Source organism: Massilia sp. Root351 (assembly GCF_001425045.1).
Classification (GTDB): Bacteria; Pseudomonadota; Gammaproteobacteria; order Burkholderiales; family Burkholderiaceae_D; genus Rugamonas.
Genome location: NZ_LMDJ01000003.1, coordinates 374,522 through 390,957, shown reverse-complemented (window position 1 = coordinate 390,957; position 16,436 = coordinate 374,522). Strand labels below are relative to the sequence as shown.

Below are 16,436 nucleotides of genomic sequence, written 5' to 3'. Positions count from 1 at the left end.
GACGATGACCTTGGCGCCGGCCTCCACCGGTTCGGCTGCGGTTTGCGCGGACGCGGAACCCGCCACCAGCATTTCGGCGATGAGCGCCGCCAGTACGGTCTTCCGCATGTGGGATTTTTGCATTTTCGTCTCCGTTGGTTTTTATGATTGCGCTTTTGCCAGCGCTGAATTCATGCTACGCAATTGCAGAATGGCCAACCAATCTCCAATTCGATCAAACGTATGATCATTTCGTATAGCTCAGGCCGCCAAGGCGATGTGCGCGCGCGCGCAAGCGCACCGGGCGCCGCGGCGCCCGGTGGCAGAGGTATGGCAGGCCTTAGAACTTGTACGTCAGGCCGAGGTTATAGCGGCGGCCGAACTCGGTCACTTCCTGCTGGTATGGATTGTTGGCGCTGGTGTAGACCACCTTCTGGTTGGTCAGGTTCTCGATGCCGAAACGAAGCTGCAGCTGCGGCGTGAGCTGCCTGGCCAGGTTCATGGAGACAAAGGTTTCGGCCTCGTTCTCGATCAGCTGCCCGGCGTTCCAGGTCGGATTGCGTACGAAAGCGCTGTGGTAGTTGGCCGACAGGCGCGCCTCGTAGCCGTTGCGCTCATACCAGAGCGTGGCGCCGCCGTTGTGCCGCATCAGGCCTTCGATCGGGAAGCGGTTCCCAGCCGGGAAATGCTCCTTGATATCGCTGCTGGTGTACGAGTAGTTGCTGGAGATGCCGAAGCCGTTGGCGAAAGACTGCTGGTAGATCAGCTCCAGCCCGCGCACATAGCCGCCCTCGCCGTTTACCGAGCGCGTGATTTCCGCTGCGCGCCCGTTGATGACGGTGGAGTCGGTGGTGATGCCGATGTAGCGGCTGATCTTCTTGTAGAACAGGCCCGCCGACAGCAGCGAACCCTTGTCGAAGTACCACTGGTACGCCAGGTCGGCCTGGTTGGCCATCATCGGCTTCAGGCCGGGATTGCCGGCGCTGCCGGTGAGCGGCTGGACGGGGTTGGAATCGACGTTCAGGTTGCGCGAACCGCGCATTTCATCCAGCGGCGCGCGCGACATGGCGCGGGCCAGGCTGAAACGCACCTGGCGCTCCTGCTTCTCGTCCAGGTTGAAGATCAGGTTCAGGCTGGGCAGGAACTCGGTGTAGCTGCTGTTCTCGCTGACAGCGGTGGGCGCGGCGCCGTTCAGCGACTGCATGCCGGCGCCGGTCTGGCGGGTGCGCAGCACGCGCAGGCCGATATTGCCGCGATAGTTAGCGCCTTCCAGTTCGCCCTGTCCGTACAGCGAAGTGCTGCGTTCGGTGACCTTCCAGCCGGACAGCAGGTCGTTCTGCGTCGGCGTGCGGCCGGCCGGATCGAAGGCACTGGCGCCGAACACCTTGGAGGTGGTGCCGAGGAAGTCCCTCAACGCGACGTAGGGTGCGAAGCCGCTCACCACCACGCGCTCGTAGTCGGCATCGGCGATGCTGGCGCCGGCGGCCGGCGACAGGCTCCATGTGGTCTGGCCGTAGCGCTTCTCCCGATCGGTGGCGCGCGCGCCCAGCTTGATGCGCTTGAGCGGACCGGCTTCCACGTCGCGGGCTGCGCTCAGGTGCAGCGCGGCAAGCTTGTCGTTCAGGTGGCCGTCGGTATCGACATACAGCGTTGCCGCGCCGAAAGCGGCCGGGTTGCCGGTGTCCTGGCCGAAGGAATAGTCCTGGCGCTCATTGCCGGTGAATGCCCAGCTGATGGTGCCGGTGCCCTTGCTCACCTGGCGCAGGTCGCGCCACTGGCTGTCGCGGCCTGAGCGCGAGCTCGACAGGTCGCCTTCCAGTTTCCAGGCGCCTGCGTTGAACTTGCCGTTCAGGCCCAGGGCCAGCGTGTCCATGTCCTGCGTCCACAACGTGTCGTTGGTGGTCAGGCCCACGTCCTTCACGCTGGCGCCGACCACATAGCCGTCGCGGATGTCCACGTTGCTGTAGTTCGGCTTCTGCCAGTTGTCCCAGTTGCCCACGTCGCCGCTCCAGTGCGACAGGCCCGGTTCACGGATCCTGGCCGACGAGTAGTAGGCGTCGGCCGTGATGAAGGCGTCCGGGCTGGCCTTGAACTCGACCTTGCCCAGCACGCTGGAACGCTTGTCGGTACCGCGCTTGACGCCGTCCTCGAAGCCCCATGGCGACTTGTCCACCTTGCCGTCGCCATTCAGGTCGCCGGAATTGAATTCGTTGAAGCCCCAGTGCTTGATGTTCTTCTGCACCGAAGGCTGGTCCTGGTAGCTGAAGGCGAGCGCCACGCCCAGCGTGCGGTCGTTGAACTGGTCGATGTAGACGCCGCCCACGCGCGGCGCGGTCTTGTCTGCGCCGGGAACGTCCCTGGCGATCGGGTAGTACAGCGCATCGGCGCGCAAGCTGGCCTGGCGGCCGTTGTACTTCAGCGGCTGCACGGTCTGCAGGTCGATGGTGGTGGCCACGCCGCCTTCCACCAGTTCGGCCGACTGCGTCTTGTACACGGTGGCGCCGCTGAGCGACTCGGACGGGAACTGCTCGAAGCGCACCGCGCGCGCCGGTTCGGAAGAGGCCAGCTCGCGGCCGTTCAGGGTGGCGCCGATGAAGCGCGGGCCGAGGCCGCGCGCCACGATCTGGCTGGCGTTGCCCCGGTCCAGCCCGGACGACAGGCCCGGCAGGCGCGCCAGCGATTCGGCGATGGTGGTGTCGGGCAGCTTGCCGATGTCTTCGGAGGCGATGACTTCGACCATGCTGTTGGACGCTTCCTTGACGGCCAGCGCGTTGCGCACCGAGCTGCGGATGCCGGATACGGTCACTTGCTGGACCGCTTCAGCCGCCTTGGCGTCGGCCGTTGCCTGCGCCATCGCTTCCGTGGAGGCGAGCGGCATCGTGAACAGACTGGCGATCAGCCAGCTGAGCTTCTTTTGTTTCATGGAGATCTCCCTCGATTTTGTTTGTATGCGTTTTTTATGGTTGTATTGCCAGCGTGTAGACCGGCGTGACTTTCACGCCGCGCAGCTCCGCCACCTGCTGCTTGCCGCCGAAATCGGGACGGCCTTCCCTGGGAAGATAGATGGGCGCGTCGGCGCGCAGCGGCAGCACCGACAGTGTCAGCGGGCCGGCGCCCGCCTGCGCCACCGGGTACTGCCAGCCATAGCCGCTGTAGTACCAGTCGTCCAGCATGCGGGTACCGTTGAACAGGCGGCCGATATCGCCCACGAAGTCCAGCTCCATCAGCGCGTTCTTCTCGCCCTGCGGCAGCTCGATGCGCCAGGCGGCCGCGTTGCGGAACGATTCCGGTATCGGCTGGATGGCGGCGCGCGCCAGGCCGCCGACCACCACGGGCGCTACGTTTTTCGCTTCGCGCAGCGGCGTGATCCTCGCTTCGACGCGGCGCTCCGGCAGCTTCGCTTCAAAGGCCTGGAACACGCCGTCCGCGCTGGCGCGCAGCGGCGTGCCCGACTTCGGCGCTTTCGCCAGCGCAGGGTAGACCGCGAAGCGGAACGCAGGATCGCCGTCCGAACGCATGCGCAGCGCGCGGCCGTCGAACCAGGCCTGCTGCCCGCTCAGCACCAGGCGGCGCTGGCCGGCGAACTGCTCCACCGTCATGCTCTCGGCCTGCTGCGGTGTGAGCACCAGCAGCGTGACGGGCGGCTGCTGCGGACGCTGTATCGTCACGGCCGCGCCGGTGCCGGGGGTAATGCCTTCAACGACCAGGTCGCCGTTCGCGGCGCCGTTCGCCGTCACCATCCGCGCGCCGGGCGCCGACAGCCGGCCGGCTGCGCCGCCTTCAAACGCCAGCTCCACCGGCACGCCGGCGCTGGCGGCGAACACGTAGGTAATGCCGGCCTTGCCGCTGTCCAGGCGTGCCACCGGCTGCGCAGTGGCGTAGGACAGGCGCGTACCGTCCAGGTCCATATTCACCGGCCAGATGAAATAGCTGCCGTTGGCAAGGTCCACCGGCTGGCGCGGGAAGGTCTTGGTGCCGCCGGGCAGCTGCACCGAAAAGCGCAGCTGTTTCTGGGCCGGCATGGCGTACTGGCGCACATGGTTGCTGACAAAGAGGAAACCGCTGTCGCCCTTGCTGCGCAAGGCGAAACGCGGCGTTGCCAGGTCCGCCGGAGTGCTCGGCGTGACGTCCGGCTTGCGCACCGTCATCGGCGCCAGGCGGTCGCCGAAATCGCGCATGAACAGGTGGTAGGGGCGCAGCTTGGCCAGCACCGGGCGCTGCTGGCCGTCCGGGCCGAGCGGCGCCTGGAAGTCGTAGCTGATCATTGGCGTGTCGTTGTAGCCGCCGCTCAGCGAGCTTTCCTCCAGCGAGGTCAGGTCCATGGGATTGCGGCCGCCGTGGAACATGTAGTAGCCGATAAGGTTCACGCCGGAGCCCAGCTGCACCGGCAGCATGGACGCGATATCGTCCGGCGACACCACGGTGCGGCGGCGGTACATGAAGGGCAGGCCCGCACCGTATTCGGCGCCGAGGAAAGGCGTGGTTTCCATGTCGGAGTCCGCCGTGCCCTTGCCTTTGGCCTTGGTCTGGGCACCGAGGTCGCCGCTGACGCGGCTGTCGAAGCGGAAAGCGTAGGTTTCCTTCGGCGGCAGCTCCTTGGTGCTGACTGCCCACGGCTCGTCGGGATAGCCGCCGAACACCGGCGTCACTTCGCCGGACGGGTAGACGGTCTGGTCCCAGCCGGTGACCGTGTATAGCGGCACGTCCACGCCGGCCTTGCGCGCCAGCTGCTTCAGCGCGCTGATGTGCGCAGCGCCCTCGCCCGGGCCGTCCAGGTTGTATTCATTCTCCAGCTGCACGCCGACCACCGGGCCGCCGTCTTTCCACAGCAGCCCCTTGATCTGCGCGGCGATCTGCTGGTACAGGCGCTCCGTGTGGCGCATGTATTGCGGGTCGTTGCTGCGGGTCGGCATGGCGTTCACCACCCAGTCGGGAATGCCGCCGTAGCGCACTTCCGCGTGCACCCACGGCCCCATGCGCACCACCACTTCCAGCCCGGCCTTGGCGGCCAGCTGCACGAAGCGGCGCAGGTCGCGCTGGCCCTTCCAGTCGAACTGGCCGTCGCGCGGCTCGTGGTGGTTCCAGATCACGTAGCTGGCGACGATGTCGATGCCGGCCGCCTTCATTTTTTTCAGCTCGGTTTCCCATTCGGCGGCGGGCGTGCGGCTATAGTGGAACTCGCCCATCACGGGCAGCCATGGCTTGCCGTCGCGGGTCAGGTACTGGCTGTTGGCGCCCAGCCTGACGCCAGCCGGCGACACGGAAGCGCCCATTTGCAGCTTGTTTTCGAGTGGGGTCTTGGCGGGGGCGCTGGCGTCGATGCGCAGCAGTGTTTCGGCGTTGGCCATGCCTGCGGCCAGCAAGACGCTTAACGCGTATGCTTTTTTCATTACGTTTCTCCGGAAGTCTAGTTATGTTTATTGCCAGTGAGTGTAAGTTCACCAACTAGAACGGAAATATGAATAATGACGCAAGATCTATACAATAATCACATAGGTGATTATTTATCCGCGAGCTGCGCGGCGCGGCAGCCCCACCACGCGGCTTCCTCGAACACGGAAAAACCGGACAAGTCCGCGTGCGCAAACAGGATGGGACCATCCAGTTCGCGCAACGCTTTCAGGCCGGCGTTGCTGCGGAATCCGGGCAAGGGCGCGGCCATGGCATGGCCGCGCAGCGTGATGTCGACACGCTCGACGCACGACGCGAACTGCGCCCCGTAAGCGGTCTTCAAATCGGCGCTGGCCAGTTCCAGAAGCTCCTCCGGTCTCGCCGTCACCATCCAGCGGCGCGCGCTGACGGGCGTGCGGTGCGACAGCGCGACGTAAGCGCTGAAGACGGTTTTCTCCGGCGGCGTCACGCGGATGTCCTGATGCGTGGATACCACAAAGCCGAGGCCGGGCTCCTGATAGACCACGTTGTCCCACGACAGCGGCGCATGCGGCAGCTCGGCCGGGAAGCGCTTGAGCAGGAAGTTCGCCACCATCCACGGCGCGTAGACCGGCGTATCGCGCTGCGCCTGATAGCCCATCTCGCCAATGCCCTCCACTACGCGCTCGGCGACGTACAGCGGCATGGCGCATATGGCCTTGCGCGCTCTCACCAGGTAGCTGCGCGGCTTACCATTTTCGAGGCGGAAGCAAAGCGCCTCGACACGCGCTCCGGCGCCGCTTCCAATGCGCTTCACCGACACCACCGTGCCACCCACGCGCTTGACTCCCGATGCGCGCTCCATGCCGGAAGCGAGCGGCTGCAGGCCGCCCGGCCACGTGAGCCAGGTGCCGTTCTCGGCGTTGGCCGCATGGCCCCAGCGGCTGCAGTAGTAGTGCAGGCCAGCCCATGCCGAGACCTGGTCGTAGCGCGCGCCGTAGTCGTCGCGGCAGCAGTAGTTCAGATACCAGTGCAAGGTGGGCGAACGGTAGCCGTTCTGTTCCAGCCACTGCTTGAGGGTGACGTCGTCCAGCTTGCGCCACTCGGGATCCTCCGACGACTGCACGGTGGGGAACACGAAAATCCGGCGTCCGTCGCTGCCGCGCGTCTGCCGCAGGCGCTCCACTTCGGCGAAGAAGCGTTTGTGCTCGGCCAGTTCTTCCGGTCCCACGCCCTCGGTCGGAATAAAGCCTTCCTGCCACTGGCCCTTGTACAGCAGGCGCTCCTCCGGCGCGTGCAGCAGGAAGCGCTCGTCGTAGTAAGGCTTATCGCCATACGGATCGCGCTGTATCACACCCAGGTCGGCCAGGATTTCCCGCACATGCAGCGACTCCGGCGACGGCAGCGGCAAGTAGTGGCCGCCGGTCGGATATTCGAGGTCGCCGAAGCGGCCCCCGGCCGCGTTGCCGTAGGGCTGCGGTCCGTCCACCATCAGAAAATCCTTGCGCCCCAGCTTGTTCAGCTTCCACGCGGCCGACAGGCCGGCGATGCCCGAGCCGAGAATGGCGACGTCCGTCTCCAGCACTTCGGACGGCGGCGGCAAGGCGCGGCCGCCGTGTCCTGGGCCACGCATCAGGTCGCGCATGAAATGGCCTTCATCGCGCCCCGGGAAATGCAGCGTGGGCGTGATCTCCTGCCAGCGCTGGAAGGCTGCCACGCTGCCGGCGGCGGCCAGTCCGCTGGCGCCGGCCCAGGCCAGGAAAGAACGGCGCAGCATCAGCGTATCACCCGTCGCCAGTCCTGCTCGAACTCGTGCACCAGGGACTGCGTGTTGAGCCGGTTGGGCTCCATCTTCAACGGCTTCATATCCGGCGGGAAGATGAACATTTCGCGCGTGGTGTCCGCGTTCAGATAGCGCATCGGCAGCTTGTAGCTGGTGGGCGGCGCGTATTCCAGCTGCGGCGACGCCAGGATGAAGCCCCATTCCCCGAACGAAGGAACATAGGCGTGATATGGATGCGTTCTGAGGCCCACCTCTTGCAGCGTGGCGTTCACAGTCCAGTAGGCGTGCGGCGCGAAGAACGGCGAGGTCGATTGCACGACCACCAGCCCGTTGGCGGCCAGGTGCTTCTTCACCAGGCCGTAAAAAGGTACCGAATACAGCTTGCCCAGCGCGAAGCTGGACGGATCCGGGAAGTCGATGATGACCGCGTCGAACATCTCGGTGGAATCCTGCAGCCACACCGCTGCGTCGGCATTGATGACGCGCGCGCGCTTGTCGCGGAAAGAGCCGCCATTCAGCTTCACCAGCTCGTCGCGCGTGGTGAAGGCGCCGGTCATGGCCGGGTCCAGGTCCACCACGGTGGCTTGCTCGATGTTCGGATAGCGCAAAATCTCGCGCAGCGCCAGGCCGTCGCCGCCGCCCAGCACCAGCACCCGCCTGGCCCACGGCAGCGCTTCCATCACCGGGTGCACCAGGGCCTCGTGGTAGCGGTACTCGTCGCGCGACGAGAATTGCAGGTTGCCGTTGATGTACAGGCGCAAGTCGTCCTTCCAGCGCGTGATGACCAGGCGCTGGTAGGGCGTGGTGGTGGAGTAGACGATTTCGTCGCCGAACAGGCCCTGCTCACCCCAGTGCGTCATGCGGTCGGCCGAGGCAAAGCCGAAGATCAGCACGCACATCACCGCCGAGGCGCGCAGCACGCGGCCGGTGAGGTTGGCCAGCTCGGCGCGGAACACGTAGATGGTCCACAAGCCCACGCCGACGTTGAGCATGCCGAACAGGAAGCCGGTGCGCACCAGCCCCAGGTAGGGCGCCAGCACCAGCGGGAACAGCAGCGACACCGCCAGCGCGCCCAGGTAGTCGAAGGTCAGCACGCGGCTGACCAGCTCACTGAATTCGGTGTTGCGCTCGTTGAGCGCGCGCATCACCAGCGGCACTTCCATGCCCACCATGCAGCCGATCATGAACACGGTGGTATACAGCAGCGCGCGGAACGGCGCGGTCATCCAGCTAAAGGTGAGGAACAGCAGCGCGGCCGAGACGCCGCCGATCAGGCCCACCGCCAGCTCGATGTCGACGAAGCGCGCCAGCACGTCCTCGTCCTTGACGTATTTGGACAGGTGCGCGCCCACGCCCATGGCGAACAGATAGCATCCAATGATGGTGGAGAACTGCAGTATGGAGTCGCCCAGCAGGTAGCTGGACAGCGCCCCGGCGATCAATTCGTACGCCAGCCCGCATGACGCGACCACGAAAACGGACAGGATCAGAATCTTTTTTGTCATGTGGGTGCGAATGTTTTATGATGAACAATTATCAGGATAGCCACTTTAACCGAGGAACGCCGTGCCGCCCATCCTAAACTACGTAATTCACCTGTTTCTGGCCGCTGTGCTGCTGGTGATGTTCTTCATGATCTACACCCGCCTCACGCCGTACAACGAGGTGCTGCTGATCCGCCAGGGGAACAACGCGGCCGCCCTGTCCCTGAGCGGTTCGCTGCTTGGCTTCTCGATGACAATCGCCTCCAGCCTGATGCACACGGCGGATTACCAGCAGTTCTTCCTGTGGGCTTTCGGCGCCATGGTGGTACAAATCCTGGCGTACTTCTGCACCACGCGCGCGCTGCGCATGGCGCAGGACCATATTGAATCGGGCAACACGGCGTTCGGCGGCCTGCTGGGCGCCATTTCACTGGCGATCGGCGCCATCAACGCCGCCTGCATTTCCTGACACCGCTTTACTTTAAGGACGACTATCATGGGTCTCGGCAGCTTTATCAAGAAGCAGTTTATCGACGTTCTGCAATGGACGGAAGACAAGGAAGGCGTACTGGCCTGGCGCTTCCCCATGGCGGATATGGAAATCCAGAACGGCGGCGTGCTGGTGGTGCGCGAGTCGCAGGTGGCGGTATTTGTCAACGAGGGCCAGATCGCCGACGTGTTCGGCCCCGGCACCCACACCCTGACCACGCAAACCCTGCCGCTGCTGACCAACCTGAAGAACTGGGACAAGCTGTTCGACTCGCCGTTCAAGTCGGACGTGTACTTCTTCAGCACCCGCGTGCAGACCGGGCGCAAATGGGGCACGCAGCAGCCGATCACCATCCGCGACAAGGACTTCGACATGATCCGGGTGCGCGCCTTCGGCATGTACTCGTACCGCGTGGCCGATCCGCGCAAGTTCTACACCGAATTGAGCGGCACCCGCGAGGAATACACGCGCGACGACGTGGAAGACCAGCTGCGCGGCATCCTGATGGCCACCATGGCCAGTTCGCTGGGCTCGGCCAACGTGGCCTTCCTCGACATGGCCGCCAACCAGGCGCTGATGGCGCAGGAAGTGCGCGGCGACCTGGCCGACGCCTTCGCGCGCTACGGCATCGGGCTGGACGAATTCAACGTGGCCAGCGTGAGCCTGCCGGAAGAACTGCAGGCGGCGCTGGATGAACGCATCTCGGCCGGCATGAAGGGCGGCCTGAGCGCCGACAAGATGAGCGGCTTCACCAAGTTCCAGACTGCCACCGCCATTCCGCTGGCGGCGCAGAACGAAGGCGGCATTGCCGGCATCGGCGCCGGCCTGGGTGCGGGCGTGATGCTGGGCCAGGCCATGGGCCAGGCGGTCGGCTCCACGCTGGCGCCGGCCAGCTCGCACCCCGGCGCACCGGCGGCAGCCGCAGCCCCGGCCGAAGAAGGCATCGAAGCGCGCCTGGAAAAACTCAAGGGCCTGCTGGACAAGGGCCTGATCTCGGCCGCCGACTACGACAGCGCCAAGTCCGAGCTGCTCAAGAAACTGATAGGCTAAGACCGCGTACATGCAAATTGTTTCCTGTCCCAGCTGCGGCGCGGAAGTCCAATTCCGCTCGCACGCCTCGGTCATGGCCGTGTGCGAGTACTGCAACACGCGCGTGCTCAAGGATGCGGACGCGGTCAAGGACCTGGGCAAGATGTCCTCCGTGCTGGAGGACTACTCGCCGCTGCAGATCGGCACCTCCGGCGTGCTGGGAGGACGCGCATTCAATGTGATCGGCCGCATCCAGCTGCGCTATGCGGCGGGGATGTGGAACGAGTGGTATCTGATGTTCGACGACGGCGCCACGTCCTGGCTGGGCGATTCGTCCGGCCTGTACACCGTCACTGCCGCCCGTGAAACACCGGCGCCGTTGCCCGCGTTCGACGAACTGCAGGCCGGCGAAATGGTGCGCGTGGGCGCCGAGCGGCTGATGGTCTCCGAGGTGCGCACCGCCGATTGCATCGGCGGCCAGGGCGAGTTGCCGTTCAAGGTCGGCGACGGCTGGCAAGCCAAAGTGGCCGACTTCCGGCGCGGCGGCACCTTCCTCACGCTGGACTATTCGGACGGCCCGGAGCCGGTGGTGTACACCGGCGTGTCCGTCACGCTGGAAGCGATGCAATGCCAGCTGCTGCGCGACGACGAGCAGATCCAGCGCAGCGCCGGGCGCTACCGCGGCAAACTGACGGCACTGGACTGCCCCTCCTGCGGCGGCGCCATCAACTACCTGCCCGGCCAGACCGCCAACCTGCTGTGCCCCTCCTGCCACGCCCAGATCGACGCGGCCAGTCCCAAGGCACAGGTGCTGGCGGCTGGCGAGCGCGTGGAAAAAGTGGGCACCACCCTGTCGCTGGGCGCTGAAGCCACCATCAACAAGCAGCGCTACCGCGTGATCGGCTTCATGGTGCGCGAAGACGACGAGGGTTCGCGCTGGACCGAATACCTGCTGTCCGGCGCCCGTTCCGGCTTTACCTGGCTGGTGGAGACCGACGACGGCTGGTGGCGCGCCAACGTCATGCCTGAATGGCCGGCCTGGGAACGGGTGGGCGCGGACACGGTAATGCTGGACAAGATCAAGTACGCCAAGCTGTACGACTACGACGCCAGGGTCGTCTACGCGGCTGGCGCCTTCAATTGGCGCGTGCAAGTGGGCGACCGCGTGCACGTCTACGAATTCGAGGCCGGCCAGACCCGCCTGGCGGCGGAACTGAGCGCCGAGGAGCTGACCTGGTCGCGCTCGACCCGGGTGCCGGCCGACCAGGTCCACCTGTGGTTCGGCGTGCCGGTGAAAAACCTGATGCGGGCAGCGCCGCCGCAAAAAGGCCGCTACGCCAGCGCGGCGAAAAAATTCATCATGGTGATGCTGGCCGTAAACGCCATTCCCATGCTGGTGAATTTCGGCGGCTCCTTCACCTTCAACCTGCTCGGCGCGCTGGCCATCTACTTGCCCGCCCTGTTCCTGGACTCCATCGATAAAGGGGACAAGTCTTGAGCCGCTACATTATCTATGCGCTGGTGGTGTTCACCATGACCAGCTGCAGTAGCTGGGGGCGCATGTTCAACTCCTTCGGCCCGTCCACCGGCGGCGGCTCCGGCTGGAGTTCGCATACGGGCGGCGGCGGCGGCAGTTTCGGCGGCGGTTCGGGCGGCGGGGGCCACAAGTGAGCGAGGCCGGCGCACACCGCCTCCACCTGCCGGCCGGCAGCCACCTGCTGGCCGACCTGTCCGGCATTGAAGCCAGCCGCCTGGGCGACTGCGACGAGCTGGAGGCCCTGTTGCGTTCGGCGGCTGCGGCGGCCGGGGCGCGCGTGCTGCATAGCCACTTCCACGGTTTCGGCGACGGCTACGGCGTGACCGGCGTGGTGCTGCTGGCCGAATCCCATATCTCCATTCACACTTGGCCGGAAGACGGCTTCGCGGCTGTGGATATCTTCATGTGCGGCGCCAGCCGGCCGCAAACTGCGCTGGAGCTGATCCAGGCCGCGCTGGCGCCACAACATTGCCAGTTAAACACCGTCCGCCGCGCTGCCGGCAATTGACTGTTTCTGCCTCCGGTGCGACACTGGCGGCTTCCCCCACTCATCCACAGGAGACTAAAAAATGCGTACCTTGGACATTGCCCTCCTGTCGGCTGCCTGATCGCCCGTCTACGCCCCTGTTCTGACCGAGCTGGTGTCGAGCCGCGCCTGATCGCGCGCCGGCCTATCCCTGACTTTTCGCGCCTCCGCTTTTCGCGGATGGCTGTGCTCGCGCGCGCCGCGAGCGACCCCGGATACAGGAACACCACTCATCATGATCGAATTCAATTTCGAAGTTTTACGCCGCATCGGATTTCAGCAATTCACCGCCAGCCAATTACATACGCTGGAGCCCGCCGCTGAAGGCGCACGCCTGATGCGAATAACCGAAGTGCAGCGCAGCTGGTTCACGGTTCACGATGGCGAGCGCGAATATAAGGCGCGCGCGCTGCCCCGGGTGTGGGCTGACTGCACGCTCGCGGTAGGGGACTGGATCGTCCTTGAAAACCATGGCGAAAATGAACTGTGGATAAGCCAACGCTTATCCCCAGTCAATCTAATCGCCCGCCGCGCAGCGGACGGGCACCGTCAATCAATCGCCAGCAATATCGATACAGCATTGCTGGTAATGGGCCTGGATAACGATTTCAATCTGCGCAGACTGGAACGTTATATCGCGATGGTGCAATCCGCCGACATTGCGCCGGTTATCGTTCTGACCAAATCCGACATTTGCCGGAATACCGGCCAGCGTATTGACGCTATTCGCGATCGCTTGCCCGCTTATATCCCAATAATTTACACCAACGCATTAAGTCCGGAAGCGATCGGTGAATTAAAACCCTGGCTGGGCGCCGGGCAGACATTATGCCTGCTTGGTTCATCCGGCGCGGGAAAATCGACGCTGACCAATACATTAAGCGCAGCGCATCAGGAAACCGGCGGTATCAGAAAAGGCGACGGCAGGGGACGCCACACGACAACCGCCCGTTCCCTGCATTTGTGCCCGGATGGCGCTTGTATTATCGACACGCCAGGATTGCGCACCTGGCGGCCGGACGCGGATGAAGAAGCCTTGTCATCGGTATTCTCCGATATCGACATACTGGCCGCCGCTTGCCAATTCCGCGACTGCCGACATGAATCGGAACCCGGTTGTGCCGTGCGCGGGAATATCCATGCCGACCGGTTATTAAATTTTCACAAGCTTATGCGCGATGCGCAGCGCAGCCTGCAAACCCCGCTGGAAAGGATTGCGCAGCGGGCGAAGTGGAAAGTGCTGAACAAGGCTGGCACCAAGCGCAGCCACGATAAACGGAACTAAGCCATCAGGCGGACGCTGTGGGGTTTCAGAGCGTCCGCCCGGCCCTTTTCCGCCAAATTCATGCCAGTTTCTGGCTTGATCGTGCCTGATTTGTGCATAATCAACCCGGCACGCTTGAATGCGTGCCGCAAAGCGCCTAGTCTAGGAAAGTCGACTTAGTTCAGGAGGTGAAAATGGCGTTATGCAAAATTGGCCAGATCGCACTGGCCGTATCCGATGCGGACCAGGCCGAGAAGTTTTACGGCGAAACATTGGGAATGCACAAGCTCTACCGTTTCGGCGAGCTGGTGTTTTTTGACTGCGACGGTGTCCGCTTAATGTTGGAAGGCACGGACCGACAGGTTTACCCAGGGCAAGGGACCTGTATTTACTTTACCGTGAAAGACATTGAAGCCGTCGCCGATAAGCTGAAAGAAAAATCCGTCCCATTCGATGGCACCCCGCATTTGGTGACAAAAATGTCGGATCATGAATTGTGGATGGCGTTCTTCCGCGATCCCGACGGCCATTTGCTGGCTTTAATGGAAGAGAAGCGCTGATTTCTGATACCATGCGGGTATTCAACTACTCACCGGTAATCCTTATGCGCCGCTACGCGCCTCTTTTCCTGTTGCTTGCCCTGGCCGCTTGCGGCGATAAGTACACTCCCGCCGACTTGTACCAGGCAAAAACGCCTGATTGCAGGAACTGGGTGGATGAATCGCGTTTTGATCTACCCGATGGCATTTATGTGACGGCCACAGCGCCCGTCGCAATACCGGAGGGCGGTGTGGAGATTGGGCTGGTTTATATGCTGCCTCGGAATACCCAAGCGCAATTCACCAGCCGCGCATTCAAAATTTACCAGCCCAAAGGCGCGCCGCTCATGAATGCAGAAATTGCCAGTATTTACCAGCGCGGCACCAGCGCGCGGCCTGAAATGGTGGAAGTCATCAAGGAAATGCCTGTGCTGATGGTGGCGACCGCAAGGTCGGACGCCACCCAATTCCGCTTCCGCCTGCAATTCAAAGGCAAGCTGCCGGACCGTTTCGATTTCACGCCGCCGCCGATGGTGATCGAACGCGAGCGTTATCCGGTCCGCACATTCACCTACCGTTATTTCGAAGACCGTAAAGCCTATGGCATGTGCAGTTGATTTTTCGCCGGCCGCGTACGGAGCCAGTATGGAGTAGTTGAAGGAGGCAAAAATGCACGCGACTGCCATTCAGGGCGACCCGCAAATCCAGGGGGTTCCAATCTTTGTCGGAACGCGTGTGCCGGTCAGAAACATGTTCGACTGCCTCGCGGCAGGAGATCCGCTTGAGGAGGTCCTCGATCAGTTCCCGTCCGTGAGCAGAAGCGCCGCTGTAGCGACATGGCTCGCCCAAACTGTACTAAACGCTTATGCCTTGGTACGCGACGGGCGGCTCAGTGTTCCTTGAGGGGCTGCTGCTGCAGACTGCGTATCGCTGCGGCCATCAGCGGACGCGCTTCCGCGCAGCTGAGCTTGGCGAGTTGCGCCGGGCTGCGGGATTTGCCCAGTTCCTGGGCGATCAGATAACCCAGCATATAGCCGCGCCGGGGCGGCAGCCCGCCTTCGCTACGGCCGTCCATCAGGAACAGACTCGCAAATTGCTGGCGGTCGCCACTGTCCAACACCTGCTCCAGTTGAGCCAGGCTGGCATAAATCCGGCTCCGGACGAGATCGGCGCTGCCTTTTGGCAGGTCAAGCAGCATTTCCTGGTCGCTGGCCTGCGGGTTCATGACTTTCGACATGTAGGTGGCCAAGCCCTCGGTCCACAGGCGGTCCGCCAGCCTGTCGTCGTCGCAGTTCACCGCCTGGGCCGCATGGTGGATATGGAACAGCTCGTGATGAAAAAAGGCGGCTTCGTCGCCGGCGCCGTGATAGCGCACCATGCCGTCGGCGCCGAAGATCAGATAGTTGCGGCCGTTCAGCTCGCGCGTGCCGCCGTCCATTTCGCCGAGCGAATGAACGAAGTAGGTGCTCACTGTCGGCTTAAACTCGGGAAACGCTGCAGTGAAGGTCGCGATGTGCCGCGGCAGATCCGCATCGAAGCGGGCCACTTTATCCAGGTAAGCCTGCCGCATCGGACCAAAGCCGGCCAGATTGCGGCGTATCAGCTCATCCTGCTCGGCCTGCGTGCGCGTGCCGGCGTAGCGTTCAGTACCGTAGAACTCCGGGAAACGCGCGCCGATCTGTGTTTTAAACGCCGCCACGCGCTGCGCTTCCGGCATGCCCTGGCTGCCGTCCCAGAAGGTCACAAACTCCCGCGCAAGGCTGTGCACCTCGATGGTCGGCGGTGCATCAGCCGCAAAGCAGGGCAGAAAGGCAACCAGGCCCAGGCAGGCGATCAGATACTGTTTCATATGCGAATTTCAACCGGGAAATGCGCAGTTTGCCATAAAAGCAATAGTATAAATATATTTCGAGCAATAAAAAAGGCAGCCGAAGCTGCCTTTTTGGCGTCTGCTGACCGAGCTTATTGCTTGGCGCGCAGTTTGGCGATGGCGGCCAGTTGGCCGATCGCGGCGGCCAGCTCGGCTTGCGCTTTCGCGTAGTCGATGCTGCCGGTGTTGTTGGCCAGCGCTTCTTCCGCCAGTTTCTTGGCGGCCGAGGCTTTGGCTTCATCCAGGTCTGCACCACGGATCGCGGTGTCAGCCAGTACCGTGACGGCGTTCGGCTGCACTTCCAGCAGGCCGCCGGCGACGAAGACGAACTCTTCTTCAGCCTTGCCCGCTACCTTGATGCGTACCGCGCCTGGACGAATACGGGTGATCAGCGGGGTGTGCTTGGGGTAGATACCCAGCTCGCCCTGCTCGCCCGGCAACGCGACGAATTCGGCTTCGCCCGAGAAGATCTGCTCTTCCGCGGAAACCACGTCTACGTGTATGGTATTTGCCATGTGTGTCCTATCGGGATATGACGGCCCCGCCTTGCGGCGGGGCCGAAGCA

Annotated in this window: 15 protein-coding genes; 9 read left to right on the top strand and 6 right to left on the bottom strand. The window is 63.6% G+C overall.

The window, feature by feature from the left end:
* Positions 1-319 precede the first annotated feature (319 nt).
* The 4 genes from ASD15_RS08095 to ASD15_RS08080 all read right to left on the bottom strand — a co-directional run bounded on the left by ASD15_RS08095 (position 320) and on the right by ASD15_RS08080 (position 8,637).
* Positions 320-2,902: a TonB-dependent receptor gene (locus ASD15_RS08095; protein ID WP_057154305.1), complete on the bottom strand. Its 2,583-nt coding sequence runs from the start codon at positions 2,900-2,902 to the stop codon at positions 320-322.
* A gap of 34 nt (positions 2,903-2,936) precedes the next feature.
* Positions 2,937-5,369, bottom strand: coding sequence for a beta-galactosidase (locus ASD15_RS08090; protein WP_057154304.1), 2,433 nt, complete (start codon positions 5,367-5,369; stop codon positions 2,937-2,939).
* Positions 5,370-5,479: 110 nt separating this feature from the next.
* Positions 5,480-7,126, bottom strand: a complete 1,647-nt coding sequence (locus tag ASD15_RS08085) for an NAD(P)/FAD-dependent oxidoreductase (protein ID WP_057154303.1) — start codon at positions 7,124-7,126, stop codon at positions 5,480-5,482.
* Positions 7,126-8,637 (bottom strand): polyamine aminopropyltransferase, encoded by a 1,512-nt coding sequence (locus tag ASD15_RS08080; protein WP_057154302.1) that lies wholly within the window; start codon positions 8,635-8,637, stop codon positions 7,126-7,128. The genes ASD15_RS08085 and ASD15_RS08080 overlap by 1 nt, the downstream gene beginning before the upstream one ends.
* Positions 8,638-8,698: 61 nt before the next feature.
* On the opposite strand from ASD15_RS08080, the gene ASD15_RS08075 reads away from it, so the two are divergent.
* The 9 genes from ASD15_RS08075 to ASD15_RS31580 all read left to right on the top strand — a co-directional run bounded on the left by ASD15_RS08075 (position 8,699) and on the right by ASD15_RS31580 (position 14,904).
* A complete protein-coding gene (locus ASD15_RS08075) occupies positions 8,699-9,085 on the top strand; it encodes a DUF350 domain-containing protein (RefSeq protein WP_082551664.1) in 387 nt (128 codons plus the stop codon).
* A gap of 27 nt (positions 9,086-9,112) precedes the next feature.
* Complete coding sequence (locus tag ASD15_RS08070) at positions 9,113-10,156, top strand: SPFH domain-containing protein (RefSeq protein ID WP_057154301.1); 1,044 nt, start codon at positions 9,113-9,115, stop codon at positions 10,154-10,156.
* Positions 10,157-10,166: 10 nt separating this feature from the next.
* Positions 10,167-11,633 carry a DUF4178 domain-containing protein gene (locus tag ASD15_RS08065; RefSeq protein ID WP_057154300.1) on the top strand — a complete coding sequence of 489 codons (1,467 nt, stop codon included), beginning with the start codon at positions 10,167-10,169 and terminating at the stop codon, positions 11,631-11,633.
* Complete coding sequence (locus tag ASD15_RS32880; RefSeq protein ID WP_200953936.1) at positions 11,630-11,806, top strand: hypothetical protein; 177 nt, start codon at positions 11,630-11,632, stop codon at positions 11,804-11,806. The genes ASD15_RS08065 and ASD15_RS32880 overlap by 4 nt, the downstream gene beginning before the upstream one ends.
* On the top strand, positions 11,803-12,180 hold the full coding sequence (gene speD / locus ASD15_RS08060) for an adenosylmethionine decarboxylase (protein WP_057154299.1): 378 nt from the start codon (positions 11,803-11,805) through the stop codon (positions 12,178-12,180). The genes ASD15_RS32880 and speD overlap by 4 nt, the downstream gene beginning before the upstream one ends.
* A 253-nt stretch (positions 12,181-12,433) precedes the next feature.
* Complete coding sequence (gene rsgA / locus ASD15_RS08055) at positions 12,434-13,483, top strand: ribosome small subunit-dependent GTPase A (RefSeq protein ID WP_057154298.1); 1,050 nt, start codon at positions 12,434-12,436, stop codon at positions 13,481-13,483.
* Between the two features lie 173 nt (positions 13,484-13,656).
* Positions 13,657-14,022, top strand: coding sequence for a VOC family protein (locus ASD15_RS08050; protein ID WP_057154297.1), 366 nt, complete (start codon positions 13,657-13,659; stop codon positions 14,020-14,022).
* Positions 14,023-14,066: 44 nt separating this feature from the next.
* Positions 14,067-14,618 (top strand): hypothetical protein, encoded by a 552-nt coding sequence (locus ASD15_RS08045; RefSeq protein WP_057154296.1) that lies wholly within the window; start codon positions 14,067-14,069, stop codon positions 14,616-14,618.
* 52 nt (positions 14,619-14,670) lie between these two features.
* Positions 14,671-14,904, top strand: a complete 234-nt coding sequence (locus tag ASD15_RS31580; RefSeq protein ID WP_082551663.1) for a DUF433 domain-containing protein — start codon at positions 14,671-14,673, stop codon at positions 14,902-14,904.
* Here ASD15_RS31580 and ASD15_RS08040 read toward each other — a convergent pair.
* Both ASD15_RS08040 and ASD15_RS08035 read right to left on the bottom strand, forming a co-directional pair.
* On the bottom strand, positions 14,891-15,850 hold the full coding sequence (locus tag ASD15_RS08040; RefSeq protein WP_057154295.1) for a hypothetical protein: 960 nt from the start codon (positions 15,848-15,850) through the stop codon (positions 14,891-14,893). The two genes, ASD15_RS31580 and ASD15_RS08040, sit on opposite strands and share 14 nt — an antisense overlap.
* A 113-nt stretch (positions 15,851-15,963) precedes the next feature.
* Positions 15,964-16,386, bottom strand: coding sequence for a F0F1 ATP synthase subunit epsilon (locus tag ASD15_RS08035; protein WP_057154294.1), 423 nt, complete (start codon positions 16,384-16,386; stop codon positions 15,964-15,966).
* Positions 16,387-16,436 lie beyond the last annotated feature (50 nt).